This is a genomic window from Paenibacillus sp. 01T422 (genome assembly GCF_056398785.1).
In genome coordinates, this window is the sequence record NZ_JBFTQB010000937.1 from 1 (window position 1) to 2,451 (window position 2,451).

Genomic DNA, 2,451 nt, shown 5'->3' on the forward strand with positions numbered 1-2,451 from the left:
GAGTTCATGATCGAGATTGGCAAGTTGAAGCCATTCTGATTCGTATAGCCTTCTCTGATTAGACTCAAGAGGGAAGCCATCATGATATTTTTTTACGAGCTCCTCGTAAATCTCTTGGTCGATTTGCCCCATCGCATAGGGAATAGCTTTATCTTTAACTTGTAACCCTGAAGCCTGATAGACCTCCGACATGTTAACAACATTAATCTGCTGTTCTCTTTCTCTCAACAAATACAATGCAAAGCGTAAGCCTGTCTGATCATGGGCATTATCTGCGCACCAAATGACGATAGTTTTATTTTCAGAAATACTTTTTACTGCACTTACAATGTTCACAAGCTGATGCTCTCGGTTTATATGCTGACCGTATCTGTAATCCCTGTCGTGTTCCATCATCCAAAATAGCCTATTTTGCTGACCAGTTGTTGTATCCAAGTCAGAGATTGGCCCTACTGAAAACAACTCATTAAAAGCCACAACTTGCGATACCGTCCGTTTTCCAATTCTACTAAGGGCTACTTTTAACGAACCTGCATCAGAGAGACTAAAAACAAGATGGACGTAATTTTGAAGAGCACTAGACTGTAATTGATACAGACTTTCGTAGAGCTTATCCATATGATATCCTCCTCACGGGATCATCCCGTTCAAATATAACATATCGGAACTAGGTCATAAAAAATACCCTCCCATAAGTATAAGTTAATTCTAGTTTTGCTAGAATTGGGAGGGTTTAATCTTTATATTAGTTGTTCTAGAATCTGCCCGATTTAAAAATGGAAAATATCAGCCAGAGACTCATTAATGTTGCCAATACGAACCCAACTTCGATGGTTGGCACGTTCAGCAAGAAATAATGCTTCCGGCCAACGATGGAAGAACCGATGATGAGTCCCATCATAATGAGGCTGAAAGACAAGAGAACGATGCCGAACGTGATCCTATTGCCAATGCGATCCAGCTTGCGCAGGAAATCGTAGGCATCAGTGACGCTAATGTTCATATGCAGCTTCCCTTTTTTTATCAGTGAAAAGAACTCTCGGGACTGTCTTGGAAAATCAATTAGCAGGTCCCCATAATCTGTGACATCTTTGAGTAAACTTGATGCCAGATTTTTCGGGCGTAGTCGTTCCAACAGGAGTTGGAGGCCGAATGGTTCCGCTATCTTTACGATACTGATCGTAGGATCTAGCTTTGTGACAACCCCTTCAATCGTTATCAGCGTTTTCCCTAATAAGATGAAATCCGCCGGAACGCGAATATGGTACTTGTACGCCACCTCGAACAGATCGTTGACGATTCCCCCCAGGCTTACACGACTAAGTGGGACTCTGAAATATCGCTCTCTAAGCTCCTCAATATCAAAACGCAGCTCCGCCATATCAATTTCCTCGTCAATGAGCCCGATCCGGTAGATCGCCTTAATCACTCCATCGGTGTTCTGGCGCATAAGAGCAATAATCAGGGAGGAGAAATGAAATTTTGACTCCGCCGTGAGCCGGCCCACCATGCCAAAGTCAAGTAAAGCGATCACTTCGCCCGGTTGTATAACTATGTTCCCGGGATGAGGATCAGCATGAAACAAACCTTCAACGAATATCTGATGAAACAATGCTTGAATGAGCCGATTGGCAATTCGCGCTCGGTCATATCCATTTGCGTTGAGTTGATCCTCTTGGTACAGCCGAACACCTTCGATATACTGCATCGTTATGACCTTTTTCGAGCTGTAATCGCTATAAATCATCGGCACATAGATATGGGCGACATCCTTGAATTGCTCAGCTATCTTCTCCGCATTCCTTGCCTCTTTGGTATAATCCAGCTCATTCAAGAGCGATCTGCCGAACTCCGCAATGAGGACCTCCATTTGAATCCGGCGTGCCCATACAAAGCGTCGCTCGGCAATCGCAGCCAAATCCGCTAGAATCTCGAGATCGACCCGGATTGATTCTGCGGCTTGAGGTCGTTGGATTTTGATAGCCACACGTTCTCCGGTGTGGAGCACCCCAAGGTGCACTTGCCCGATGGATGCCGCTGCAAGTGACTGCTCCTCGAAGCGGTCATAAATCGTCCCAATACTTTGTCCTAGTTCAGCCTCAATGATATCCTGTACCTGTCTGTAAGGGATGGGCTTCACATCATCCTGAAGTTTCTCCAACTCCTTTACAATGTCTTCCGGAAGGAGATCACTACGGGTGCTGGCGATCTGTCCCAGTTTTATAAAGGTTGGTCCGAGCTCTTCAACGACATCCCTAATTCGTAGTCCAAGCAATTTACGGTCTGTATCGTCATTCACTCGATATCTTCTAATTGGAATACGAAGACGCTGCAGCAGATCTGACTCTTCTACCAAAAAGCCGAAACCATGGCGAACCAAAGCAATAACAATATCCCGATATCGTTGTAACTGCCGTATCCTTTTCCTCATAATCGACTATGCCTGTAGCT

The 2,451-nt window shown here is 44.7% G+C and carries 2 protein-coding genes; both read right to left on the reverse strand.

The features are described from left to right. Positions 1-618 (reverse strand): DUF1835 domain-containing protein (locus AC1DUA_RS33745; protein WP_477503893.1); only part of this gene is annotated, 618 nt, incomplete at its 3' end. 136 nt (positions 619-754) lie between these two features. Then, complete coding sequence (locus AC1DUA_RS33750; protein ID WP_477503894.1) at positions 755-2,431, reverse strand: ABC1 kinase family protein; 1,677 nt, start codon at positions 2,429-2,431, stop codon at positions 755-757. Positions 2,432-2,451 lie beyond the last annotated feature (20 nt).

What these genes read in the sequence shown, in the direction of transcription:
- AC1DUA_RS33750 (WP_477503894.1), bottom strand. Translation starts at nt 2,431, where the DNA reads ATGAGGAAAAGGATACGGCAGTTACAACGATATCGGGATATTGTTATT.